Consider the following 23,936-nt stretch of genomic DNA (forward strand, 5'->3'; position numbering starts at 1 on the left):
CCATGAACATTCGCCCCATTCACACCGACGAGGACTACCGCGCAGCCCTCAAAAACGTGTCAGCGTTGTTCGACAACGAACCAGAGCCTGGCACTCCTGAGGGTGATTACTTCGACATTATGATCACGCTGATCGAAGCCTATGAATCGAAGCAGTTTCCCGTGGACCTACCCAATCCGATCGATGCAATCAAGTTTCGTATGGAGCAGTCCGGGCTGTCTGCTGCTGACCTCGCACCCGCGATTGGGCGCACAAACCGAGTGTATGAAGTGCTCAATGGCAAACGTGCGTTGACGCTTCCGATGATCTGGAAACTTCACGAATTGTTCGGGATACCCGCACAAAGCCTGATCAAGCCGATAAAACGAGCTTGATCAGGTGTCAGTAGACTCCTGAAATCAGGCCGGCACACCCAAAATGATATGCGACGCCTTGATCACCGCCGTCGCGCTCACGCCCGGCGCCAGGCCCAGTTCTGCCACAGCCTGGCGTGTCACGATCGAATAGACCTCGGTGCCGCCGTCGAGCTGGATGACCACTTCGGAGTTCACCGCACCGTCGATGACACTGGTGACTTTGCCTTCCAGGCAGTTACGTGCCGACAGGCGAATGTCGCTGGATTCGGTCATCAACATGACCCACGGCGCCTTCACCAGCGCGACCGCTTCCTTGCCGACCGCCAGGCCGAGGTTCTTCACACTTTCCATGGTCACCACGGCCACCAGTTCATTGCCGCCCGACAGTTTCAGTGAGACTTCGGCGTTGACCGCACCGGGCTGTAATTGACTGATGGTGCCTTTGAAGACGTTACGTGCGCTGACTTTCATGACGTGCCTCCTCGAATAATTATTGTTGTATTGAACCTAGCGAGAGATCTTCAGCGCCTGTCGCGCCTGATGCTTCTCCAGCGCCAGCTCGATCAAACGGCTGACCAGCTCGCTGTAGGTCATACCGGTGGCCTGCCATAACTTGGGGTACATGCTGATGCGGGTAAAACCGGGCAACGAGTTGATCTCATTGATCAGCACTTCGCCACTTTCGGTCAGGAACACGTCGACCCGCGCCAGCCCGGAACAGCCCAGCACCTGAAATGCCTCGACGGCCAGGGCACGGATGCGTTCGCTGACCTCGAGGCTGATGTTAGCCGGCACCACCACTTCCGCTGCTTGTGCGTCGATGTATTTGCTGTCGTAGGAATAGAACCCGCTGCGCACCACGATCTCGCCGCAACCGCTGGCGATGGCATCTTCGTTGCCGAGCACCGCGCATTCAATCTCGCGGCCGCTGACGGCGGACTCGACCAGGACTTTTTCATCGAAACCCAAGGCCAGCTCCACCGCCGCCGCGTACTCGGCTTCGTCATTTACCTTGCTGACGCCCACGGAAGATCCCTGGTTAGCCGGTTTGACGAACAGTGGCAGACCGAGTTTGCCTTGCACTTCGGCGAACCCGGTGCGCGCCGCGGTGGCGCGGGTCAGGGTGACGAACGGCGTGACCGCCAACCCGGCGTCCCGCAGCAACCGCTTGCTGATGTCCTTGTCCATGCAGACGGCCGAACCGAGCACGTCGGAACCGACAAACGGCAGATCAGCCATGCGCAGCAAGCCTTGCAGGCAACCGTCCTCACCCAGGGTGCCGTGGACGATCGGGAAGATCACATCGACGTGCCCCAGCATTTCCTGACTGGAGGTTTCCACCAATTGCTGACTGACCTTGCCCGGCACGACGGCCAGTTCACGGTTGGACTGGTTTAGGGCAATCAGTGCCGGGTTTTCCTGGTTGAGCAGGAAGTTCGAAGGGTCGTTCAGATGCCAGTGGCCTTGTTTATCGATGCCGATCAGCACCGGTTCAAAGCGCGAACGATCCAGCGCATCGACGATGTTTTTCGCCGATTGCAACGACACTTCATGTTCAGCCGAACGACCGCCAAAAATAATGCCTATCCGCAGTTTGCTCATTCAGAACTCCTCAACGATTGGCCACCAGATGTGCGCCGAACAGCAGGTAGCAACTGCCGGCGAAGCGATCCAGCCATTTACGCGAACGATCATAAGCACCCGCGACCCGCCGGCTGGCAAACAGCAGCGCCACGCTGCAATACCAACTGAAGGACAAGGTCGCCATGGTCAGCACGGCCAGTGCCAGCAACATCGGTGGCGGTGAAGCCGGCATGGCCGTGGCGAAAATCGTCGCGACAAATAGCGCGGCCTTGGGATTGGTCATGTTGCCCACAAAGCCCCGGCCATAAGCCGATAGCAGCGTGCGACCGGCCCCATTCAGCGAGCCGCTATCGCCCGGCACACTCGGTGGTTTGCGCTTGAACTGCTTCAATCCCAGATAGATCAGGTAACAACCACCGGCAATCTTGAAGCTCAGGTAGAGCGTCGGCGCAGCGCTGAACAGCGATTTGATGCCCAAGCCACCCGCCAACCCCCAAAGCACCGTACCCGTGGCCACGCCGAGTGCGGCGACGACACCGTGGCGCCGGGAGCAACTGGCAGCCAGTTGTGCGGTGTTGAAGAAGTTCGGCCCCGGCGTCACCACCGCAACCGTCCACAACAGCGCCAACGACAACAACGGAGCGGCATAGCTCAGGTGGGATATTTCCATGATGTGGGGGCGCCTTCTTGGCTTAAAAAATATGCAACACCTTGCAACATTAGTCTGGGATTTTCTACCAGCCGGGTGATTCGAACGGCAGCAGACAGGCGGTTGGTCAGTGGGGTAACGTGTTCAGCATCGAGTTCAAGGCAACACACCATGGCCAAGCACACGCCCCCCATCGACTGGTTCCACCGCGCGCCCGACGTCGGCGGGCTTCAGCGTTTCGAGGCGTTTTTTGCAGGCCACGGCTACGACCTTCACCGCCACGACACCTACGCCATCGGCCATACCCTGGCCGGGGTGCAGAGTTTTCAGTACCGCGGTGGCTGGCGCCACAGTCTGCCGGGCGGGACCATGGTGCTGCACCCGGACGAAGTTCACGATGGCGAAGCCGGCACCGAGACCGGTTTCCAGTACCGAATGATGTACATCGAACCGGCACTGATCCAGCAGATGCTCGGCGGCCAGCCGTTGCCGTTTATAAAGACCGGCCTGTCGAACGACCCTCGTTTGTTCGCCGCCACCGCCGTGCTGCTGCGAAGCCTCGATTGCCCCCTCGAGCCTCTTGAAGAGCAGGACGCACTGTTCGATCTGGCGCAAGCCTTGAACAACGTTTCCGGCGTGCCTGCCACCCGCCAGAGCTTCGACTACGTGGCCGCCGAACGCGCGCGGGAATTCATCCACAGCGCACTGGATCGTACCGTGACGCTGGAAGAACTGGCGCAACACAGCGGTCGCGACCGCTGGAGTCTGTCGCGGGATTTTCGCCTGTTGTTCGGCACCAGCCCTTATCGATACCTGACCATGCGCCGCCTCGACCTGGTCCGCTCGCTGCTGATTCAGGGCCAGTCATTGGTCAGCGCTGCGCTGATCGCCGGCTTCACCGATCAGAGCCACATGACCCGCCAGTTCAGTAAAACCTACGGCTTGTCGCCAGCGCGCTGGATGAAAATGCACCGCCGCTGAGCCACGCACAATCGTTCAAGAAGCACGCCGATGCGCCCGCTATCGTGGAGGCACGATCAACCACGAGAGCTGCTTCATGAAAGCTTACGAAAGCCTGAACTTCGCTGAAAAAATCGCCAGGATCGACCCGTACTGGACGCCTCGGGTCATCGCTGAAATGAACGACTACCAGTTCAAGGTGGTGAAGCTGCTGGGGGATTTCATTTGGCACGATCATCCTGATACCGACGAAACGTTCATCGTCCTCGAAGGGCAACTGCGCATCGACTTTCGCGATGGCCACGTGCTGGTGAACGCCGGCGAAATGTATGTGGTGTCAAAAGGTGTCGAGCACAAACCGTTCGCCGAGCAGGAGGTGAAACTCCTGCTGATCGAACCCAAGGGTGTGTTGAACACGGGTAACGAAGGTGGCGAGCGCACGGCGCAGAATGACGTCTGGGTGTGAACGGCTGGCGGCTTACGGCTGCAAGGTCTTGCCGTCCACTGGATCGCCGATTTTCAGGAAATGCCCGCCAGCCACATGGTGCAAGGTGCGCAACGCGTCTTGCCCTTCGAAGTGCCAGCGACCGTCACTGAACACCCGCTCGTCTGCCTGAGCGGCAATCACTTCGGCCAGGAACAGATCGTACTGCTGGTGATTGCCGGGTTCCGGCAGCAGTCGGCACTCCAGCCAGGCGACGCAGCCTTCGAGCATCGGCGCATCGATCAGTTCAGCGTTGAAGGTCGGCAAGCCATAGACCTGGAACTTGTCCCGGCCTTGGTCCCGGGTCAATTCCAGGCCGGACGTCGAACCCACGGTCTGGACGATATCGGCCTGGGCGGCGCAGGGAACATTCAGCACAAACGTGCCCGAAGCCTCCAGCAATTGCCGTGTCCAGGTGGACTTGTCCAGCACCACGGCAATTTTCGGCGGCTCGAAATCCAGCGGCATCGCCCAGGCCGCCGCCATGATGTTGCGCTGACCGTCATGGGCCGCGCTGACCAACACGGTCGGGCCGTGATTGAGCAGACGATAAGCCTTGGCCAAGGGAACCGGACGGCGGTGAGAAACGCTCATGTTGGCTGCTCCTGGGGAAAACGCCGATTGTAGCGATTTCCACCGGGATGGCAGGCATCAAGTCGTCAACTGATTGGCAAACTGCCCGACCGCGTTCACCACTTTCTGTGCGCCGTCCTGAATCTCGACAATCACCGTCCCCGCCTCTGCCGCCAGCGCCAGCCCCTGTTCAGCCTGGAATTTGCCCTCGGTCATCAGGGCCACGGCGTTGCGCGCCATGTCCTGGTTCTGACGCACTACGCCGACAATCTCATCGGTTGCCTGGCTGGTACGCGACGCCAATTGCCGGACCTCATCCGCCACCACCGCGAAACCACGCCCCTGTTCCCCAGCCCGAGCCGCCTCGATGGCCGCGTTGAGCGCCAGCAGGTTGGTCTGTTCGGCAATCCCGCTGATGGTTTTAACGATGGTGCCGATCACCAGCGACTGCTCGTTCAGCGCTTCGATGCCTTCGCTGGCGGTCTGCATGTGCTTGGCAAGGTCACGCATCACGTTGACCGCCTGAGTCACCACCGCGTTACCGCGCTGAGCGCTGCTGTCGGTTTGCTGCGAGGTGCTATAGGCAATGTTGGCCGCTTCGGCGACGGCTTGCTCCTGATTGACTTGATCGGTGATCACCGTGGCGAACTTCACCACTTTGTAGAGCTTGTTGTTGGCATCGACCACCGGGTTGTAGGACGCTTCCAGCCAGACCATGCGGCCGTGGCTGTCGATGCGTTTGAAACGGCCGGCGACGAACTCGCCTGCATTCAAACGGCGCCAGAAGTCCTGGTACTGGGTGCTGTTGTATTCCTCCGGCTCGCAAAAGGTGCGGTGATGTTTGCCCTTGATCTGCGCCAGGCTGTAACCCATGCCACTGAGGAACCGCTCGTTGGCAGTCAGCACATTGCCATTGAGGTCGAACTCGATCACAGCCGTGGAGCGTACGAGCGCGCCGATCAGGTTCTCATGTTCACGAGACGCCTCGATGGTGCGGGTCAGGTCACTGGAGTAAATCGAGAAGTATTTGATCCGGCCGTCCGCGGACCGAACCGGCTGCACAATCGAGCGCAGCCAGGCTTCCTGGCCATTGCCGCGCAACAAACGCACCGTGCCGGCAAAGTGCTCGCCACGGGTCAACGCGACCTTGAAGCGCTGGTGAAATTGGTCCGACTTCACATGAGCCGGGACGATGTCTTCGATGTGTCGCCCCATCAGGTCGTTGCTTTTGTAGTGCATCTCGCCGAGGAAGATCTGGTTGACCGACTGAATGCGCCCATCGGCTTCGAGGGTCAGGACCAGCATCTCGCTTTCCAGACGCTCCTTCACTTGCTGGAGGCTGGAGAGTTCTTCGCGAAGAGCCGACAGCTCTTGCTTCAAGCGTTTGTTGAACATGGGGATGCACCGATGGACAGTGATAGAAAGCGGCATGTAGCCTAACCATCGGCTTTGGGGATAATTTCTGAAGAGTGTTTCAGGGTTGTCCTACAAAAATAGTTAGGCATCTTGATACGCGTCTTGTCGCCAGAAGCCGAATGGTTGTCGAAACATCGTTTCTTCCCAACATTTCCGGAAATTAAACACCGCTCGACAGCACGTGTTGAAAACGGCTCAAAGTTACTTCCTGCAAGCTACAACACCTTGCGTCGTTGCCTACGGCTACGCCAGAATCTGCCGGCTTGTGCGCCTTGGGGGCGGTCGGTAACTTGGTTCCTGTCACTGCCCATCAGTGATCGGGTTTAGTCGCTCGCTGGTAATTGAAGTGGCACAAGCTTCTGTCAGACAGGTATTTCCTACCTGCATTTGATGGTGGCTGTGCGTAGGGCACCTTCGGGTGCGCCGGCTTCTTCAATTCCCCGGTCCGACTAACCTGCGTACAGCTGCCACCCCTTCGTTTAGTCGGCGAAGTGTTGTCAGCATCATTCAAGGAATTGAAGATCATGTTCAAGGTCACACCCAACCCACCCGACACCGATCCGGTCTCTCCCTACGAAAGCCCCGACTCAAACAAACTCAACGAAGCCGCCGAGCGCGCCCTCGACCATCACTTCCCGCCAGCCGACCCCAAACCACCGAAACGCAACGGCCAGCTCTTCAGCGTCTGCCCGGGTATCAACCCTGAAACCCTTCTCGCCAATGCCTCGGAAGATTTGCTGTTCATCAGCGCCATCGCCGCCAACCTCGCCGACGATGTAGACGGCTCACGCCGCTCCGTAGCTTTGGCGCTCAGCCGCATGGCTGACGGGGTGCATTTGATGGTGGAGCGAATGCTGGATCATCTGGATGAACCCGAGATAGCGGCGATTTTCGCCAAGCAACAAAGCAGCGTCATCTAATCCGCCACCCCATAAAAAAATGGGCACCCAACCTGGTTGGCGTGCCCATTCTTTTTTCCGCTCCCCGCTACGCGGGATATGGATCCCTGTTACGGATTAACGCAGTCTTTCAACGATTTGCCCTGGCTTGAAGCCACGCTGCGGCTCCCGACATTAGGCATCCGCGCTCCAAAATACGCGGCACAGCTAACACCCACAGCCCCCATCACCGCGCAGAAGATCACGCAGATCCATGGGCTCCACGGCATCAGACCGATCAGCAACAACGGTGTGATACTCGCCCAGACGGCGTAGGCAATGTTGTAGGTGAAGGAAATCCCCGAGACACGAATCCGCGCCGGGAACAGGCTGACCATCACCGACGGCACCGCGCCGACCACCCCACAACCAAGGCCGGCCACCGCGTACGCTAGGCCGATCCAGCTGCCACCGATGATCAGGCAGGTATAGAGCACGCCGATGCCCAATGGCAGCAACAGGCTATAGAGCATCACCGTGCGCCAGGCGCCAATGCGGTCGACCAGCAGCCCGGCGAGTACGCAGCCGATATTCAGAAAAACAATGCCCAAGGCACTCAGGGCGAAGGTGTGACTAGCGGTCATACCGAAGGTTTTCTGCATCATGGTCGGGGTGATCACCACAAACACCACCACCGCCGAGGTCAGTACGCAGGTGAGGATCATCGCCGGCAACATGGCCAGACGGTGTTCACGCAAAACCGTGCGCAGCGGCAATTCGACGGCCGCATCACGTTGGGCCTGCATGGCCATGAACACCGGGGTTTCGCTGAGCCAGCGGCGTAACCAGACGCCGATGACGCCGAACACGCCGCCCAGCAGGAACGGGTAACGCCAGGCGTAATCAAGGATTTCTGCCGGGGTGAACGCCTGAGCCAGAAACGTCGCCGTCAGTGCGCCGATCAGGTAACCAAACGTCAGCCCGGCCTGCAGGAAACCCAGGGCATAACCGCGATGCCCGACGGGTGCATGCTCGGCGACGAATACCCAGGCGCTCGGCACTTCGCCGCCCACCGCCGCGCCCTGGAGGATTCGCAGGGCCAACAGCAACAGCGGTGCGAAATAACCGATTTGGGCGTAGGTCGGCATGATGCCGATCAACAGGCACGGCAGCGCCATCATCAGGATGCTCAGGCTGAAGACCTTCTTGCGGCCCAATCGGTCGGCGAAATGCGCCATCAGAATCCCGCCCAACGGCCGCGCCAAATAACCGGTAGCGAAGATCCCGAAGCTTTGCAGCAGTCGCAACCACTCAGGCATTTCCGGCGGGAAAAACAGCTGGCTGAGGGTCAGGGCGAAAAATACGAAAATGATGAAATCGTAGATTTCCAGCGCGCCGCCAAGGGCCGCAAGGCCGAGGGTCTTGTAATCCGAGCGAGTGAACGGCACCGGGCGCGAGTGGGTGTTGGCAGTCATGAAAAGCACTCTGGCATAGGCAAAAAACCAAGGCGCCCATGGTCTACGCAAACGCGCCAACGGACAACCCGTTAGACCAAAGTCCTAGACGCGTAAAACTTCGTCACAAAATAGAACCGATTGTTTTACTGTTGCCACCTGTCTAGACGGGCCCTTGCGGTCCTGAAGACCACAATAAACATAAAAATTCGAGGTATACCCGTGGCTGCTGATATCGAAGATACCCGCTCCGCCCGCTTTGCCCTGCGCTGCTCAAGTTTTGCCGAACGCTGGTTCCCCGACTCCTGGGTGTTTGCCGCACTGGCGGTGATTATCGTTGCCGTGGCCACCCTGTTCATGGGCGCCAAACCCACCGACGCCGCCATGGCCTTCGGTGACGGCTTCTGGAGCCTGATCCCGTTCACCATGCAGATGGCTTTCGTGGTGATCGGCGGTTATGTAGTTGCCAGCTCGCCACCGGCGGTGAAACTGATCGACAGGCTGGCGCGGATCCCGAAAAACGGCCGCTCAGCCGTGGCCTGGGTGGCGTTGATCTCCATGGTCGCTTCGCTGCTGAACTGGGGGCTGTCGCTGGTGTTTGGCGGTTTGCTGGTGCGCGCCCTCGCCCGCCGTACCGATCTGAAAATGGACTACCGCGCTGCCGGTGCCGCCGCCTATCTCGGCCTTGGCGCAGTGTGGGCCTTGGGTCTGTCCTCGTCCGCCGCACAATTGCAGGCCAACCCGGCCAGCCTGCCGCCGTCGATTCTGTCGATCACCGGGGTGATTCCTTTCACGCAAACCATCTTTCTCTGGCAGTCCGGCGTGATGTTGCTGGCGCTGATCGTGATCTCGCTGATCATTGCCTACGCCACCGCCCCCGGCCAGAACTCGGCCCGTGATGCCAAAGCTTGCGGCATCGATCCGAGCTTTAACCTGCCGCCATTGCAACCGCGCACGCGCCCCGGCGAATGGCTGGAGCACAGCCCGCTGCTGACGATTTTGCTGGTGCTGCTGGCGGCCGGATGGCTGTTCCATGAGTTTTCGACCAAACCGGCGATCAGCGCGATTTCCGGGCTGAACACCTACAACTTCCTGTTCATCATGCTCGGTGCCCTGCTGCACTGGCGCCCGCGCAGCTTCCTTGACGCGGTGTCCCGCGCGGTACCGACCACCACGGGCGTACTGATTCAGTTCCCGCTGTACGGCTCGATCGCGGCGCTGATGACCACCGTCAAAGGCACTGACGCTCAGACGCTGGCTCACCACATCTCGACCTTTTTCGTACAAATCGCGTCCCACGATACCTACGCGCTGCTGATGGGCGTGTACTCGGCGATCCTTGGTTTCTTCATCCCGTCCGGCGGGGGCAAGTGGATCATCGAAGCGCCGTACGTCATGCAAGTGGCCACTGACCTGAACTTCCACCTGGGCTGGGCCGTACAGATCTACAACGCCGCCGAAGCCCTGCCGAACCTGATCAACCCGTTCTACATGCTGCCGCTGCTGGGCGTGCTCGGGTTGAAGGCGCGGGACTTGATCGGGTTTTCGTTCGTGCAACTGCTGGTGCACACGCCGCTGGTGCTGTTTCTGCTGTGGGCGCTGGGGACGACGCTGACGTATACGGCACCGGTCATGCCGTAACACGTAACTGATTGCACCTGCTGCAGGCAGGTGCAATCCGTTCACCCAGCTTGAGCCTGAAACAAACGCCTGGATTTATCCTACATACAGGCTCGATTGCGCCTGACATGAAACCCGGAGAGGTCTTATCTCCAACCTATAAATCGCTGAGTAAACTCCGACAGCTCACAAACTTTTTAAAGCAAGACCGCACTGACCAAGGATGAACAAGCACATGTCTTTAATATCGAAAACGCTGGAAGAGATGATTAACGAGATTTACCAGGACGGTAGGGTTTCAGTCGTTGAGTATAAAAAGCTGCGTGATGATGCTGATCGTCGTATGGACGCCGTCGTCCGTGAGTTCGGCCAGCACAACAATTTGACCGCCCTTCAAAAAGCGATGGATGTAGTGATGCAATTAACGCAAACGTCCATCATCGATGCCAAAAAAGCCAAACTGACCGATACAGGAGAGGCCATCGTCAAGGATGCCGTATCGGCACAGGTCGAGTACTTGCGCGCCGGTACTCATCTGGCACTAAAGCTGTTGTAACGCTTCAACCTCCGTCCGGCCCATAGACAATAAGCCCGGGCCGGACTCCATAATCGAGCGTTCCTGGCATACATACCGCAGGCTCTACGCAAAAAAACTACACGCACACACTGTTCTGTGTAACGCCGCTGATCCAGTATGAAGCGAACCCCAATCAACGGGACCACGCTGAAAAGGATCTGAGCATGTTCAAATTCGCAGCATTCACCCTCGCGGCCCTCACCCTGAGTGCCGCCGCCCATGCCGATGTCGACCTGAAGCTGGGCAGTACCGAACGCGTCACCCGCCTGTTCGCTTATCCCAACAACTGCAACGTGATCTGCTTTCGCAACTGGACGCTGGAGCAAACGGTCGAGCATTACCTGACCCAAAGCGTGCAGCGCGATGGTTACAGCGCGGCGAAAGTGCTGGTCAAAACCGATAATCATCAGCTCTACGCCGAAATCACCGGCGTACCCAAAGGCTATGAAAAACCGTTGGCGGCGTTACTCGATGCCGGTGATCTGGCCTATACCGGCGCCAGCAAGCTGAATGCCGATGGCAAGTGGGCTTACAGCTGGTATCTGTTCCTGCCACTGGGCATGGCTCTGGAAAACCGCAAAAGCGTTGAACTGTTGCACTTCCCACCCGACTATTCGTTGACCCAGGCCCAGGATTACCTGCGATCCGCCACCACCGATCGCTGGGCCACACTGCTGACTGTCAACGGAATTGCGGCCGAGCAGACTCCGGGCTACCAGACCATCATCGACATCGCACCGATTGCCGCACCGTCCAACGCCGGCAAGGATCTGGAGGGCGTCTACGACTACTTCAAGGACTACCAGACCACGATGGTCAAGCAACTCAGCCAGAACGCCAGTGGTGAGGCGTTGCCGATGGTCGCCTTCGGCGCGCCGGTGCGTAACTGGATCAAGCAGCAATATGGGCCGACCGTGAACGTGCTGGGCCTGGTCAGCATCAGTCCAAGCGACGGGGTGAAAGTGCCAGTACTGGGTTCCAACCACCCAAGCTACATTTGGTACGCCGCCAACCCGGAAAGCTATACCGGCAAAGATGCCCAGGCCAAGGCCGATGCGGCAGGCTTAAAAGTCATGGGTCAGGATTTGAGTGCCGCGTGCTGGCAGGCCGCCATGGGCCGCCAACCGGACAGTAATCCCGACATTGAACTGAGAAGCTGCACCCAAAACTGGCAAGTGGCCCAGGCAGATAAAACCTGCGAGCTGTTCTATACCTCGATCCGCAACCTGACGCCTGAAAAAGCCGTGGCCAAGTGCGCGACGGCACCGATCAAAACTCAGCTCAAACAGCTGAAAGCTCCGGTACCCGAGACTGCGATTCCTGTCCCGCCCCTGTAAAACGATGAACGGCGGGTCTACTGTCATAACTGACAGTAGACCCGCCGTTTCATTTGCGAGAGGCTTGAATCGCACCCATGTGCTGCAGAGCTGACAGGATCGTCAGCTGATGGAGGTCGCAGCACCCAGCCAACAAGGATCGTTATGAAAACCCACGCCCTGCACGAGACGCTCGTAAAACCTCCCGACGGGATTTATCCATTTGCGGAGCTGCCCGTTCGCCTTGGATTCCCCTCCAGGGCCGACTTCGAGATTATCGACAACACCAACGGATCGGCGGCCGCCGTCGCAGTACTGCGGGAATTTCCACGCATCAGCCGAATTTGTCGGGCTTCGGGGCATCTGCTGCCTTATCGGTGCCGGCATACCCGGCAACTGGCCCGTGGCATCCATGTCTACGACCCGCGCTTCTGCGGGCTGCTGCGACACTCCTGCGACCCAAACGTATTTCTCGACATGAGCGAGCTGTGGTTGTGGGCGCTGAAGGACATCAAAAAAGGCGACCGACTGACGATGGACTACGCTTCCACCGAAGACAAACTCCTGCGTCAGTTCGCCTGCCAGTGCGGCTCGTTCGACTGCCGAGGCTGGATCACCGGCTACGATGAACCGCCGAACGCCGACGGCCAGTTGTTTCTGCAGCACTGGCGCCGGCGAAGTCTATGCTGAAGGGCGTTACAACGTCTCGACCGGACGCAGACGGTATTGCGGCGGCAATTGCTCGAAACCGCTGATGGTGGCGTTCAGGCTTTTCCAGCGACCGTCCTTGATGCCATAGATGCAGCCGTGAACAGACAGGCTCTGCCCGCGGTGCCAGGCATTTTGCACAATGCTGGTGTGCCCGACGTTGGCCACTTGCTGGATCACGTTGTATTCGCAGAGGCGGTCGACCCGCTCTTCTTCAGTGGGCAATTTGGCAAGTTCTTCGCGTTTTTCATAATAGAGATCGCGAATCGAGCGCAGCCAGCCGTCGATCAGGCCCAACTGACGGTCCTGCATCGAGGCGCGCACACCGCCGCAGCCATAGTGGCCGGTAACGAGGATGTGTTTGACCTTCAGCACGTCGACCGCGTACTGAATCACCGACAGGCAGTTAAGGTCGGTGTGCAACACCACGTTGGCCACGTTGCGGTGTACGAACAGATCGCCGGGCAGCATGCCGACGATCTCGTTCGCCGGCACCCGGGCGTCGGAGCAACCGATCCACAGGTATTCCGGGGTTTGCTGACGGGCCAGCTTGGCGAAGAAATCAGGATCTTCTTTGGTGATCGCGTCAGCCCAGCGCTCGTTGTTATCAATCAGATCTTGTAATTCGTTCATGCAATGAAGCCTCGAGAATGATGCGCTTCTATGACAGACAACCATCTGTCGGGGTCACGCGCCAAATGCAGATACCCGGTTTTCCATGCCGGAGGAATTCTCAGCAGCCCAGGGGGTCCACCCTAGTAAGGCCTACAGTATGAGGAATTACCATGACTGAATCACGACGTCCGTACGATGCGGTTCAACCCGAGCCCATCGATGACGACGAAGACCGCATGGGCTCGATGCATGAGCTGGATTTCGACGAGGAAGAACCCAGCGCCAAAATCGGCGACGAGCTGACGCAAGCGGAGCGTGAACGCCTGATGCCTCGGGAACGCGTACGGGAAGCCGGCATGACCGGGGCCTCGACCGAGGACCATGAGTCTACCGACGACGACATGAGCCCGGAAACCCTGATCCGTGAAGACGGTGCACGGGACGCCCACGAAGCGGGTGAAGGTGGCCAGGCCGATTGGGATTTGAGCATTGTCGATGAAGACGACATTGGCGGTGGTAATGGGCTGGATGAAGAGGAACTGGCGCGGCGGGATCCGATGGACGGTAATCGTTGATCGTTGATGTCAGCCAGGACGCCTTCGCGGGCAAGCCTCGCTCCTACAGGATTGGTGTCGTACACAAATGTGTGAACACCACTAATCTTGTAGGAGCGAGGCTTGCCCGCGAAGCTTTTAAAAAGGCTCAATCGACCAAAGTGCAGGCCATTACAACGGCATCTTCCCGCCCGCCAACCGCCGGGTAGTAATCGCGCCGCCGACCAATCTCGTTAAACCCATAACGCTCATACAACTTGAACGCACCACGGTTGCTGTCGCGCACTTCCAGGAAACACTCCCGCGCCTTGGCGTCATACGCCCGGGACATCAAATGCTCCAGCAACGTCAAGCCCAGGCCACGGCCCTGGTTTTCCGGTTTGACGGTGATGTTCAGCAGATGCGCTTCATCAAGGATGATCTGCACCACCCCGTGGCCGACCTGCTGCTGGCCTTCAAACATCAGCCAAATCTGATATTTACCCAGCCCATCGAGAAAAATCCCGCGAGTCCAGGGATGGCTGTAAGCCGCGTATTCGATTTTCAGTACAGCGTCCATGTCCGCCTCGGTCATCGGGCGGAACGATACAGCGTCACTCATTCGATTCTTTCCAACGCGCCATCAGCCGACGCATGGCTTGCCAGACATCAGCCTTACGCTGTGGCTCTTCCATTAATAATTCCAGGCCCGGCAGGGCCCAGACCGAGCCCAGGCCGTCGACCTGGAGTTCACGGTTGAAGGATTCGGCGTTTGCCTCACCGGCGAAACGCACCGCCGGCAGACCGATCAGCCACACGCAGACGCACGGTGCGTCTTCCAGCCGGGCCGAGAGAAAACCTTGCACGAAGTCGCGAGCCGCTTCCGGACCTTGATCCATGGTGCCTCGAGACAACAGCGGCCAACGCACCGGCTCGCCGACGATCTGCGGGCTGTCCGGCAGACCGGCGGCGCGCAGCATGTCTTTGAGCAACAGATAGGCGGGGTCGCGGGTCTGGAAGGATTCGCCTGTGGGTAACTCCACCAGCAGCAGGCAACGCCCGGCCCGCAGCAATTGCAGAGCGAAACGCGGTGGCGGCACGACTGGCGCCTTGGCCACAACCGGAGCGGCCTCTTCTTCAACCTTGGCATTCGTGCGCGTGCTGGCCAGCGATGGCCGTGGCACCTCGATTTTCACCCGTTCGGCCGGTTTGACCAGCGGTTCCACGGGGGAATCAGCCACAGGCGCGGGCGCAACCGGAGCAACCGGCGCGACGACCAACGGCTCGGGCATCTCCAGCAGTTCTGGGCGCGAGGGCGCAGCAAAGGGCAATTCGGTGCGCGGCAGCCAGTTGACCACCTGCATGGCGGTCAAATAAGCGCGGCGACGGGACTCGATAAGCAAAGGTCGGCCACTTGTGGATAACTAAAGTGCGGTGATTCTACCGCCCTTCGCTCAAGATCGCCCACGCTTGATCGATAGAAAGCCAACAGTCCGTCCCGAGAGTGAATCGCAACGGGCGTGATGCAGTACAATCGCGACTTTTATTCGCCAACCAGCCGGCCATTCCGATGATCGAACCCAAGCGCGTCTTGCGCGCCCTCGCTGAACACTGGGCACTTCTGGAGCCACTGTGCGAGCACTTCGACCAAGGCACCTTGAGCCTCAACGAACTGCGTTCACAGTTGGCCGCCCAGCAACTGGACAGTACGCCGCAGGACATCACCAGCCTGCTGGACGTGTGGATCCGCCTCGACATTCTGGTTCCCGTGGCGAAAAGCCCGAACCGTTTCGAGCTCAACGCGCAGATCCACGACTTCCTCGCCTACCTGCGCCGTGAGCACCGTCTGGGCCTGTGCCTGGAGATCGAAGCCTATTTGCGCCACCTCGAGCGCCTGGCCGGTTATATCCAGGACGCCTTCGACATCCGCGACGGCCACGACCTGGCGCGCCAGTTGCGCCTGCTCGACATGCGCGTACGGGACGTACTGAAGAAACTCGCCAACGACGAACAGGCCCTGGTGGCCGTCGCCGAGCGCGCCAAGACCAGTGACCGGCAGATTCCGTTGCGTCAGCGCTACGCCGAAGTGTTGGCGACCTGGGACGAATACGTCGAGCCGATGATTCAGCTGGTGAACGCCGACGGCGCCTTCGAACAAGGTGTGCGCAAGGTCGAGAACGTGCTGCTGAAGATGCTCACCGAGCAGCAGCGCCTCGGCCACCTGGTCGATGACGACATGCTGCTGCGCACCCACGCGCGCATCCTCGAAATGCAGACCAGCGCCCAGCTGACGCTGCGTCACGCCCGCGAACTGCTGCTGCCGTTGCGTGAAGAAGCCCGTCGGCACAACGCCGTGACCCGTGGCGCGGCGCTGGCCTTGTCGGCCATCCGTCGCAAAGGCATCGATGCAGTGCCACAAGCAGCGATGCCGATGTTCACCCGCCCGCAAAGTACCTTCTTGGGCAGTGCCAGTCAGGTCGAAGCCTACGTTTACGCGTTGGCCCGTTTCGAGCCGAAACCGGCGCGCTTCCCCAAGGCCCACAAAACGCAGAAAGGCGAAGCGCCGCGCGCGCCACGCACGGTTCGGGAAATGCTCGAACGTTGCGAAGACGCCCTGCCGATGCCGGATCTGATGAGCTGGCTGCTGGAGCAGGAGCCGGACGGCGCTACCGACGAATTGCTCTACTGGTTCTCGCGCCTGTCTCGCGAGAAACGCTTCAACCGCGAGCGTCTGGAACGCCGCGATTACCACACTCACGAGCATCAGGTCAGCCTGCGCTCCTTCGCCCTGCTCTCGGCCCGCGACACCGCCGCCGAGGATTCTGCGAGCACCCCACATGCATCTTGATCTAAACGAACTGTCTCAGCTGGCGCCGATCTTTCGCGAGCTATTCAAGGGCTATCACGTCAGCCGCCGCGACCCTGAGCTGTACGCGCAACTGTCGAACTTCCAGGACCAGTACCGCACGCTGTTCAAGGCATTGGGCTTTGAACTGGTCTGCGATACCCGTGGTTTCTACTACTTCGTCCCAGACCTGGCCGCCGCGGCAGTGAACAAGACCGCACAACGTCTGGCGCTGTTCACCTTCATCCTCGTCGAGCATCTGGCCGATCAGGGCCGCGATCCGGTCGCCGTGCTCGACGGTGGCAGCCTCGGCCGTGATGAATTGCCGTCGCTGCTGGAAAAGTACCGCGACCTGTTTATCCAGGCCGAAGTGCAGACCGTCGAAGAACTCGAAGAAAAAATCATGCGCCGCATGACCCAGCTCGGTTTCGCCGGCGAAGAAAACGGCATCTACCGTTTCCTGCCGCCGATGCACCGCTTCCTCGATGTTTGCTTGTCGGTCCAGCAAGACCGCGATCTGGCGGCCAGTTTGCACAGCGTCTTGCCTCTGCCGGTGCCAGTGCTGATCGATGACGACAGCGACGAAAAGCTTTTGGAAACCGATGACCCGCTCGATCTCAGCGACTTCGCTGAAGAAAGCGAAGAAGACGCCATGGCCCGCGCCATTGCCGAAGAACAGGAGACCGACGCATGAGCAAGGAACGCTACGGCATTCGCCGCTTTGCCCTTTTGAACACCGCTGGTTACAGCCTCGGCCTGTTTCCGCTGGAAGAGCCGTTGTCGGTCTACGGCGCGAACAACCTCGGCAAATCCGCCTCGATCAACGCCTTGCAGTTCCCGATCCTGGCGCGCATGTCGGACATGAGTTTCGGCAAGTACAGCCTGGAACAATCCCGTCGTTTCTACTTCGCCTCGGACACCAGTTACATCCTGGTCGAAGTGTCCCTGCCCCACGGTCCTCACGTCATTGGCGTGGTCGGTCGCGGCCCGGGCGGTGGTTTCGGTCACCAGTTCTTTGCCTACGCCGGCAAACTGGATCTGGCCCATTACCAGAAAAACGACACCTGCCTGCGTCAGAAAGAATTGTTCACCAACCTTGAGCGTGAAGGCCTGAAAGCCTATGAGCTCAAGCCGGATGAACTGCGTCGTTTGCTGGTCGGCGGTCACACCTCGATTCCTCTGGACCTGACGCTGATCCCGCTGCGCTCCACCAGCGAGCAAAGCCTGAAGACCTTCCGCGCCCTGTTCATCAACCTGCTGCACATGCGCGAAATCACCGCGGCCAAGCTCAAGCAGCTGTTTCTCGATGCGTTCGAACACAGCCTGCGTTCTGGCAGCGTCGACTACATCGCCGCGTGCGAAGAAGCCTTCCGCGATGTACGACGCATGGAGCAGGACTACAACTCACTGGTCACTGCCGGTCCATTGGTTGAAGCCCTTGCGGCAGGCGTGACCCAGCGCAATATCCTGCGCGGCAAACTGCACCGCATTTCGCCGTTGCTCGACTCTCTGCTTGGCACCTGGTCGGACTACGCCAGTGCGCGCAAGGAAGAACTGACGATTCAGGCCGAGCACTACCGCAACGAGCAAGACGCGCTGCAAAACGATCAGCGCGGCGGCACTCAGGAACTGATGCGCCTGGAGCGGGAAATTTCCGGCATCCAGCGCTGGCTCGGCGAGCTGTCGGTGCTCAAGCATCGCTTCGCGCTGGTCGATGACGTCAAAGTGCTTGAGCAGCAACTGCTCGCGGCCAAGGATGCGCACGATGAACTGGCCGGTGCGCTGGCGCAGTCGCGGCAATTCAGCGCCGAAGATTTGGAAGAGCGTCTGCGGGATCTGGAAAAACGCCTGAAGTCGGTGAAACAGCAACTCGATCACGCCGACAACAACAGCTACGCCCGTCTGCGTGAAGAGTTCTCGCAACAGGATGTCGAGCGCCTGATGCGCTTGTTCAACAGCGCATTGTTCAGCCTGCCGCTGGGTGAGCACGGCATTACGCTGGACGAGGACGGTCAGTGGGTCAAATCCATGGAACTGATCCTCGACGGTTTCAAGGGCGAGCGTTTCGAAGTGCCGGGCCTGTCCATCGACATCTCGCACATCGAGCCGCCGGCCCTGCAAGCCTTGGCTGACCGCGCAGCATTGCGCGACCAGAAAGAGCGTCTGGACAAAGAACTCAAGCAACTGAAAACTCAAGCTGCCGTGGCCGCCGACCGCGCCGCGAGCAAGACCCAGACCGAAGCGTTGTACCAGCAAGTGCTGGACGCGCAGAAAGCGCTGGAAGATTTCCGCCGCGCGCAAACCCTGAGCGCCGAGGAAGGCGACAAGCTGGAACAACTGGCGCAGATGGAAGCGGCGCAGGACGAGTTGAAGCGTTCCAGCGACGCTTTCACCGAACGCGTCCAGCAGCTGTCGGCCAAGCTGCAACTGGTCGGCCGGCAGATCGGTGACATGGAAGCTAAGCAACGCACCCTCGACGACGCCCTGCGCCGCCGTCAGCTGTTGCCGGCAGACTTGCCGTTCGGCACACCATTCATGGACCCGATCGACGATTCCATGGACAACCTGTTGCCGCTGCTCAATGACTATCAGGACAGCTGGCAAGGTTTGCAGCGCAGCGATGGTCAGATCGAGGCGCTGTATGCGCAGGTCCGCCTCAAGGGTGTGGCCAAGTTCGACAGCGAAGACGATATGGAGCGTCGCCTGCAACTGCTGATCAACGCTTACGCGCACCGCACCGACGAAGCCCTGACCCTTGGCAAGGCGCGTCGCGCGGCCGTTACCGACATTGCCCGGACCCTGCGCAACATCCGCAGCGACTACGACAGCCTCGAGCATCAACTGGCGTTGTTCAACCGCGAGATCAACAAGCGTCAGGTCTCCAACCTGCAAAGCTTCCGCATCGTGCTCGCGCCGAACAAGGAAGCGCTCAAGCACATCGACCAGATCATCCACAGCGCCGGTCAGTACGAAGAAGGCGAAACCCTTTCGGTCTTCGACCTGAGCCAAAGCGCTGATCAGGACAACAAGAACGAAGAAGCCAAGGAGTATCTGGCACGGCTGGTAGCGGCGAACCACAACCAGCTCGGCCTCAAGGATTTGTTCGAGCTGGCGTTCGAGATCACCAAGGTCAACGGATCGCCGGTGATCCACACCGACATCGACGGCGCGGCATCCAACGGCACCACCATGACCATCAAGGCGCTGACCAACATGTACTTGTTGCTGCACTTGATGGACCGCGACCAGGCCGGTCGCGTGCGCCTGCCGTACTACCTCGACGAGGCAGCGGACATCGATGAGAAGAACCAGGCAGCGTTGCTGGAAACCAGCCTGCAACTGGGCTTCGTACCGATCCTGGCGAGCGTGAAACCGCAGGTCTGCGCCAGTGTCGCCATCGACCTGGAAGGCGGCAGCGGCCCGAACGGGATCTACATCGACGAGGCGGACTGGAAGTACATCCGTCGTCACGATGAGGTGAAGGCTGCCGTTATCGTTGAAGCGGATGAGCCGGAGCTGGATGCGGTCTGATTTGCGTTAATCGACAGCCATAAAAAAGGCCGCGATCCAATGGATCGCGGCCTTTTTCATGCCTGCTGTTTTGGGCTTACTTGCCGATTGAAATCTTCGGCGCCCAGGTCAGCCATTCGTCTTCGAACTTATCGAACAGCGGGAACGTTTGCTCAGCCAGCGCCGGACTGCCCATGCGTTCGCCGTCCGGCGTGGCGAAAGCGATGCCGCCCTGAATCAGCGTCTCCAGCGATTCGGTACGCATCGTCGCACCTTTGAACAAGCCGTAATCAAATCCAAAACCACTGGAGTTCCAGAAACGCGTTCCGCTGCGCACCAACGGCGCGTACTTCGGCTCGATCAGGATGTGCACCAACACACGATCCGCCGTCTGGCCGAGTTCATAGCCTGTCACCTTGCCCACGGTGATTTCGCGATAAGTGACCGGCACACCGGTTTTCAGCGAACCGCGGCGGGCAGCGCTCAACACCAGACTCAAACCGGCTTCCTGTTTAGCAGTTTCCGGCGGATTGGCCAGGGCCACGAAGTTCTTCTGCGGGCCGAGGTTTTTCGCGGCCGGTTGCACTTCGATGTATTGGCCAGTGACCAGCGTTTCGAGGTTGGATGTCTTGATCAGACCCAGTTCAGGTTTGACCACCCAGAACTGACTGCCGACCCGAGCGATACGCTCCGGTACTTCGGTGATTCTTGCGGTCAGCATCACCGATTGCAGGTCATCCGTGAGGTCGACATCTTCAATTTTGCCGACATCCAGACCTTTGAAGCGGATCGGTGTCCCAGTGCGTAGACCATCGGCGCGATCGACCTTGATCGTTACCACGGCACCTTTCTGGTTTGCCTCGTCATGGCTGGCAAACAGACGAAAACGTGGAATCCGCTTCTGCAACGGCGCCTTGGCTTCCGGGGTTTCGAAGGCAATGCCGCCGGCCATCAGGCTTTGCAGCGACTCACTTTTGACCTGGATTCCACCGGTCAGCCCACCCGTCAGCGTGATGCCGCTGGCATTCCAGAACCGTGTCGAGGCGTTGACCAGCCCTTCGTATTCCTTCTCGATGTGTACACCAATCACCAACTGCTTTTTGGTGCGTGAGAACTGATAGCTCTGGACCGAACCGACCTTGACCTGCTTGTAGAGAATCGGGCTGCCGACCTCCAGCGAACCGAGGTTTTCGGTGAACAGCACCAGGTGCAATCCTGGCGCACGCAAGTCGAGCGGCGGTGCCTTCGGCCGTGCCACAAACTCGCGTTGCGGTGCGGCGCCTTTGTCTCCCGGTCGCACGGCGATGTAGTTACCTTTGACTAACGCTTCGAGACCGGTGATACCGGCAAGCGAGATCGACGGTTTGACCACCCAGAACTGGGTGCCTTCGACCAGGTAATCTTCAGCCAGAGGATCAAGGGTCAATTCGGCTGTGGCACTGGATAGATCAGGATCGATCTTGAGTGCTTTCAGATTGCCGACCTGGATGCCTTTGTACATAACCGGTGTGCGACCAGCCTGCATCCCTTCGAAGTCGCTGAGTTTGACCTTGACTCGAATACCAGCGGCGGCTGCATCGAAATCTTCGTAGAGACGGAATGGCAGGCTCGGGTCGGTGGGCGGGCTGTCCTTGCGGTTCTCTGGCGTGGCGAACGCGATACCGCCGGCGACGATGCTCGCCAGGGACTCGCTGCGCACTTTCACACCCGACAGATTGGCGTCGATGCTGATGCCGCTGGCGTTCCAGAAACGCGTGTGTTTGCGCACCAGCTTGGCGTATGTAGGTTCGATGAAGACTTTGAGTTCAACCGTGCTTTGGTCTTCGGACAGCAGATAACTTTTGATCTGGCCGACCTTGATCTGCTTATAGAACACCGGGCTACCGCGATTGAGTGAACCAAGACGATCAGCCTTGATGGTCAGGTGTAGACCGGGCTTGGCGTCCGACAGCGGCGGCTCTTCGGCCAAGGCTTTGAACTTGCGCGTCGGCTCACCTTCGCCCGGGCTTATCGCCACGTAGTTACCCGAGACCAGTGTCTCCAGGCCAGTGATACCGGCCAACGTCACGCTCGGCTTGATCAGCCAGAAACGGGTGCTGGTCCGCAGGTATGGCTCCACGTCCTTGTTCATTTCGATGGTAGCGATCACGCCTTTGGCGTTGCCTTCGTCATCGAGTTTGAGGGCTTTCACCTTACCCACCGACATGCCTTTGTAGACGACTTCGGTCTTGTTGGCCTGAATGCCTTCACCACTTTCGAAACGCACCTGAATCTCGATGCCGGTCTCGTTGTAGGCACGCCAGCCAAGCCAGCCGCCGATGATCAGGGCAATCAGGGGCAACACCCAAATAGCTGACCAGTTCGAGGCCGGTCGGGTTTTTGCGGTAGGCAAATCAGTCATGGTCGTCGTCCGACTCCGTGTTATCCCAAATCAGTCGGGGATCGAAAGTTACTGCGGCAAGCATCGTCAGAATCACCACACTGGCGAAAGCGATGGCGCCAAGATTGGCTTCGACGCTGGCAAGCCGTCCGAAATTCACAACCGCCACCAGGATGGCGATCACAAAAATATCGAGCATTGACCAGCGCCCAATGAACTCAATAAAGCGGTACATCCAAATGCGCTGGCGAGCCGAGAGTGGCTGGCGGCGCTGCACGGAAAACAGCAGCAGTGCGATGCCCACCAATTTGAACGTTGGTACCAGAATACTGGCGATAAAAACCACGGCAGCGATTGGAATCATGCCGTGTTGAACCAGTTGGATTACACCGGACATGATGGTGCTGGGATCGCCCTGCCCCAATGAACTGACGGTCATGATCGGCAGCACGTTGGCCGGGATGTAGAGAACCGCCGCGGTAACCAGCAACGCACAGGTACGCATCACGCTGTTCGGGCGACGGGCGTGAACCAGCGCACCGCAACGGGTGCAGAACTGTTCGTCGGTGTCGGCTTCCTGCTTGTTCAATTCATGGCATTCGGCGCAAATCAGAATGCCTGCATCAATCGCCCGCATGGGCATCCTCTCCTGATAAAGCCTGCCAGATCTGATGGGGCGACATCACAACCTCCAACCAGACCTGAACCAACAACAAACCGATAAAGCACGCCAGGCCAAGCCCGACGGTAATTGCTGCCATATCTGCCAGTTTGACGATCGCCACCAGTACGCCCATGAGGTAGACCTCGAGCATCCCCCAATCGCGTAAATGGTGATAAATGCGGTAGAGCAACAGGCCGTAACTGCGTCCGATATCAAAACGAATACTCAGCAGTACAAGCAGTTGGCAAAGCAACTTGAGCAGCGGGATTCCCATGCTGCAGAGAAACACCACGACTGCAACGCCCTGCATGCCGGTATCGAACAGGCCAACAACGCCCGTCCAGACAGTGTCGTGCGATGACTGCCCAAGTAGATGGAGCTGCATGATGGGTAAAAAGTTCGCCGGGATATACAACAATAGAGCGGCGAGAACCAAGGCGAGACTGCGCTGTACGACGTTATGCCGATGGGCGTAGAGCTCGTAACCGCAGCGCGGACAAAGCGCTTTCTCGCCATGGGCGAGTTCGGGCTTGCGCATCAGCAAGTCGCACTCATGACACGCAACCAAGTCGTCCAGCGGTAATTCTGACAGCCCTGAAGCGTCAACCGGATCTGGCATAAAGGCTCTGGCTCCGAAAAAGTTGGACCTATTCTAGTGTCATGGATCGAAAATAACTGTGCAAATTTGTGCTTTAACTGAAAGCCACTTTCCTTCGGGCAAAACAAAACCCCTACCTGCATACGCAGATAGGGGTTTCGGAATTTAATCTTGACGATGACCTACTCTCACATGGGGAAACCCCACACTACCATC

24 protein-coding genes and 1 pseudogene are annotated in these 23,936 nt (G+C 59.0%); 12 read left to right on the top strand and 13 right to left on the bottom strand.

Annotated elements, in window-relative coordinates:
* Positions 1–2 precede the first annotated feature (2 nt).
* Entirely contained in the window at positions 3–374 is a 372-nt protein-coding gene (locus QF010_RS16750; RefSeq protein WP_429533541.1) for a helix-turn-helix domain-containing protein, read from the top strand.
* 24 nt (positions 375–398) lie between these two features.
* Here the strand turns inward: QF010_RS16750 and QF010_RS16755 are convergent, their stop codons facing one another.
* Genes QF010_RS16755 through QF010_RS16765 form a run of 3 tightly spaced genes read right to left on the bottom strand, consistent with a single transcriptional unit; the run spans position 399 to position 2,610 of the window.
* Positions 399–827, bottom strand: coding sequence for a TOBE domain-containing protein (locus QF010_RS16755; protein ID WP_033061233.1), 429 nt, complete (start codon positions 825–827; stop codon positions 399–401).
* A 36-nt stretch (positions 828–863) separates the two neighbouring features.
* A complete protein-coding gene (gene ddlA / locus QF010_RS16760) occupies positions 864–1,958 on the bottom strand; it encodes a D-alanine--D-alanine ligase (protein ID WP_033061232.1) in 1,095 nt (364 codons plus the stop codon).
* Positions 1,959–1,968: 10 nt separating this feature from the next.
* Positions 1,969–2,610 carry a LysE family translocator gene (locus tag QF010_RS16765; protein WP_429533542.1) on the bottom strand — a complete coding sequence of 214 codons (642 nt, stop codon included), beginning with the start codon at positions 2,608–2,610 and terminating at the stop codon, positions 1,969–1,971.
* Between the two features lie 150 nt (positions 2,611–2,760).
* On the opposite strand from QF010_RS16765, the gene QF010_RS16770 reads away from it, so the two are divergent.
* Together QF010_RS16770 and QF010_RS16775 are read left to right on the top strand one after the other, a co-directional pair.
* Positions 2,761–3,570, top strand: coding sequence for an AraC family transcriptional regulator (locus tag QF010_RS16770; protein WP_033061229.1), 810 nt, complete (start codon positions 2,761–2,763; stop codon positions 3,568–3,570).
* Between the two features lie 76 nt (positions 3,571–3,646).
* Entirely contained in the window at positions 3,647–4,015 is a 369-nt protein-coding gene (locus QF010_RS16775) for a cupin domain-containing protein (protein ID WP_033061227.1), read from the top strand.
* A gap of 12 nt (positions 4,016–4,027) precedes the next feature.
* On the opposite strand, the gene QF010_RS16780 is transcribed toward QF010_RS16775, so the two are convergent.
* The 3 genes and pseudogenes from QF010_RS16780 to QF010_RS16790 form a co-directional block, all read right to left on the bottom strand.
* On the bottom strand, positions 4,028–4,627 hold the full coding sequence (locus QF010_RS16780; protein ID WP_429533543.1) for a flavin reductase family protein: 600 nt from the start codon (positions 4,625–4,627) through the stop codon (positions 4,028–4,030).
* A gap of 57 nt (positions 4,628–4,684) precedes the next feature.
* Complete coding sequence (locus QF010_RS16785) at positions 4,685–5,293, bottom strand: methyl-accepting chemotaxis protein (protein WP_429533551.1); 609 nt, start codon at positions 5,291–5,293, stop codon at positions 4,685–4,687.
* Positions 5,273–6,037, bottom strand: a pseudogene (locus QF010_RS16790) (PAS domain-containing protein); the annotation flags it as partial. The pseudogene QF010_RS16790 and the gene QF010_RS16785, both read right to left, overlap by 21 nt.
* 509 nt (positions 6,038–6,546) lie before the next feature.
* Here QF010_RS16790 and QF010_RS16795 point away from each other — a divergent pair.
* Positions 6,547–6,942 (top strand): DUF6124 family protein, encoded by a 396-nt coding sequence (locus QF010_RS16795; protein ID WP_429533544.1) that lies wholly within the window; start codon positions 6,547–6,549, stop codon positions 6,940–6,942.
* A gap of 89 nt (positions 6,943–7,031) precedes the next feature.
* Here the strand turns inward: QF010_RS16795 and QF010_RS16800 are convergent, their stop codons facing one another.
* Positions 7,032–8,375, bottom strand: coding sequence for an MFS transporter (locus QF010_RS16800; RefSeq protein WP_429533545.1), 1,344 nt, complete (start codon positions 8,373–8,375; stop codon positions 7,032–7,034).
* A 201-nt stretch (positions 8,376–8,576) separates the two neighbouring features.
* On the opposite strand from QF010_RS16800, the gene QF010_RS16805 reads away from it, so the two are divergent.
* The 4 genes from QF010_RS16805 (at position 8,577) to QF010_RS16820 (ending at position 12,557) form a co-directional block, all read left to right on the top strand.
* Positions 8,577–9,995 carry a short-chain fatty acid transporter gene (locus tag QF010_RS16805; protein WP_429533546.1) on the top strand — a complete coding sequence of 473 codons (1,419 nt, stop codon included), beginning with the start codon at positions 8,577–8,579 and terminating at the stop codon, positions 9,993–9,995.
* 214 nt (positions 9,996–10,209) lie between these two features.
* On the top strand, positions 10,210–10,530 hold the full coding sequence (locus tag QF010_RS16810; protein ID WP_033061217.1) for a hypothetical protein: 321 nt from the start codon (positions 10,210–10,212) through the stop codon (positions 10,528–10,530).
* Positions 10,531–10,715: 185 nt separating this feature from the next.
* Positions 10,716–11,888: a hypothetical protein gene (locus QF010_RS16815; RefSeq protein WP_429533547.1), complete on the top strand. Its 1,173-nt coding sequence runs from the start codon at positions 10,716–10,718 to the stop codon at positions 11,886–11,888.
* Positions 11,889–12,032: 144 nt separating this feature from the next.
* Positions 12,033–12,557, top strand: a complete 525-nt coding sequence (locus tag QF010_RS16820; RefSeq protein WP_429511901.1) for an SET domain-containing protein-lysine N-methyltransferase — start codon at positions 12,033–12,035, stop codon at positions 12,555–12,557.
* A 6-nt stretch (positions 12,558–12,563) separates the two neighbouring features.
* Here the strand turns inward: QF010_RS16820 and can are convergent, their stop codons facing one another.
* The gene (gene can, locus QF010_RS16825; RefSeq protein WP_033061212.1) at positions 12,564–13,208 is read right to left on the bottom strand and encodes a carbonate dehydratase; all 645 of its coding nucleotides are present in this window, start codon (positions 13,206–13,208) and stop codon (positions 12,564–12,566) included.
* A 152-nt stretch (positions 13,209–13,360) separates the two neighbouring features.
* Between can and QF010_RS16830 the strand changes: the two genes are divergently transcribed.
* Complete coding sequence (locus QF010_RS16830) at positions 13,361–13,765, top strand: hypothetical protein (protein WP_033061211.1); 405 nt, start codon at positions 13,361–13,363, stop codon at positions 13,763–13,765.
* Positions 13,766–13,892: 127 nt separating this feature from the next.
* On the opposite strand, the gene rimI is transcribed toward QF010_RS16830, so the two are convergent.
* Together rimI and QF010_RS16840 are read right to left on the bottom strand one after the other, a co-directional pair.
* Positions 13,893–14,345, bottom strand: a complete 453-nt coding sequence (gene rimI, locus QF010_RS16835; protein ID WP_149420305.1) for a ribosomal protein S18-alanine N-acetyltransferase — start codon at positions 14,343–14,345, stop codon at positions 13,893–13,895.
* A complete protein-coding gene (locus tag QF010_RS16840; RefSeq protein WP_429513158.1) occupies positions 14,338–15,087 on the bottom strand; it encodes an energy transducer TonB in 750 nt (249 codons plus the stop codon). Before QF010_RS16840 ends, rimI begins: the two co-directional genes overlap by 8 nt.
* A gap of 206 nt (positions 15,088–15,293) precedes the next feature.
* Here QF010_RS16840 and mksB point away from each other — a divergent pair, with 206 nt between their 5' ends.
* Genes mksB through mksF form a run of 3 tightly spaced genes read left to right on the top strand, consistent with a single transcriptional unit; the run spans position 15,294 to position 20,099 of the window.
* Positions 15,294–16,571 (top strand): Mks condensin complex protein MksB, encoded by a 1,278-nt coding sequence (gene mksB, locus QF010_RS16845; RefSeq protein WP_033061347.1) that lies wholly within the window; start codon positions 15,294–15,296, stop codon positions 16,569–16,571.
* A complete protein-coding gene (gene mksE / locus QF010_RS16850) occupies positions 16,561–17,262 on the top strand; it encodes an Mks condensin complex protein MksE (protein WP_008145537.1) in 702 nt (233 codons plus the stop codon). The genes mksB and mksE overlap by 11 nt, the downstream gene beginning before the upstream one ends.
* Positions 17,259–20,099 carry an Mks condensin complex protein MksF gene (mksF, locus tag QF010_RS16855; RefSeq protein ID WP_046053477.1) on the top strand — a complete coding sequence of 947 codons (2,841 nt, stop codon included), beginning with the start codon at positions 17,259–17,261 and terminating at the stop codon, positions 20,097–20,099. The genes mksE and mksF overlap by 4 nt, the downstream gene beginning before the upstream one ends.
* A 76-nt stretch (positions 20,100–20,175) precedes the next feature.
* On the opposite strand, the gene QF010_RS16860 is transcribed toward mksF, so the two are convergent.
* From QF010_RS16860 to QF010_RS16870, 3 genes are read right to left on the bottom strand one after another with little or no spacing between them, the layout of a single operon-like run.
* Complete coding sequence (locus tag QF010_RS16860) at positions 20,176–22,479, bottom strand: PqiB family protein (protein ID WP_429533548.1); 2,304 nt, start codon at positions 22,477–22,479, stop codon at positions 20,176–20,178.
* Positions 22,472–23,095 (bottom strand): paraquat-inducible protein A, encoded by a 624-nt coding sequence (locus QF010_RS16865; protein WP_429533549.1) that lies wholly within the window; start codon positions 23,093–23,095, stop codon positions 22,472–22,474. The genes QF010_RS16860 and QF010_RS16865 overlap by 8 nt, the downstream gene beginning before the upstream one ends.
* Positions 23,082–23,741 carry a paraquat-inducible protein A gene (locus tag QF010_RS16870; RefSeq protein ID WP_429511899.1) on the bottom strand — a complete coding sequence of 220 codons (660 nt, stop codon included), beginning with the start codon at positions 23,739–23,741 and terminating at the stop codon, positions 23,082–23,084. Before QF010_RS16870 ends, QF010_RS16865 begins: the two co-directional genes overlap by 14 nt.
* Positions 23,742–23,936 lie beyond the last annotated feature (195 nt).

Source organism: Pseudomonas silensiensis (assembly GCF_050434865.1).
Lineage (GTDB): Bacteria > Pseudomonadota > Gammaproteobacteria > Pseudomonadales > Pseudomonadaceae > Aquipseudomonas > Aquipseudomonas fluorescens_W.